Raw genomic sequence first — 752 nt, 5'->3', positions numbered from 1 at the left:
CGCAATGCCTTGAGCCGCTGGGCGGCGGGGCTGCCGCCCGCGACAGTACCGCCACGCAGCAGATCGCTTGCGGTACAGCCCAGCACGGCAGCCACTTTTTCCAGCCGGTCGCCACCGGGATGGCGTGATTTGCCGCGCAGGATGTCATGCACATATGTCTCGTTCAGACCGGCAAGTTCGGCCAGACGCTTCTTGTTAAGGTTGAGCAGCGCCATGCGACGCTCAATCTCGGCTGCAGCGGGGGATCGTGTATCCATAATGGGAAATGTCCCATAATTCCGTTCGATGGTAAAGAAGGATGTATCCCATAAAGTGGCGCAGGGACAGCATGTCTGTCCCGTAGCGGGCGAGATGCTGCTGTGGAATGGCGGATGCTATCGTATCAGGCGCGCCATCGTCGCTATCTGATACGCGCACTGGCCGGTCCGGTTTCTTCGACCGCCATGCTCTTTCCCGGTCTCATGCGCATTCCGCGCCGATCCGGCATATATTACCCCTGCGCAGTTGCCCGGCCACCGACAATCTGAAATACGATCTGGCAGCAGTTCCCGTGGGTGCGTGACAGGAGAGACGGTGCGTGCCGCCTGCATGTGGGTCGAGTAGAATGACATTGTTGCACAACAGCGCACAGGATATGTCATGGCCGTACCGCATACCCGCACCCGCACAACCAGCCCCGCGATGCCCGCAGGCATTCCGCACCGTGTCGCCGCCCTGCTGCGCACGGACCGCCGGGCACGGCTGCTTGCGCG

At 61.7% G+C, this 752-nt stretch carries 1 protein-coding gene; it reads right to left on the bottom strand.

Annotated elements, in window-relative coordinates:
* On the bottom strand, positions 1-257 hold a 257-nt coding region (locus JCM25156_RS26360), incomplete at its 3' end, for a helix-turn-helix domain-containing protein (protein ID WP_034961394.1).
* Between the last annotated feature and the right edge of the window lie 495 nt (positions 258-752).

The sequence above is a fragment of the Komagataeibacter kakiaceti JCM 25156 genome (assembly GCF_000613305.1).
The sequence above is the reverse complement of the archived record's forward strand: the minus strand, read 5'-3'. Positions and strand labels throughout refer to the sequence as shown.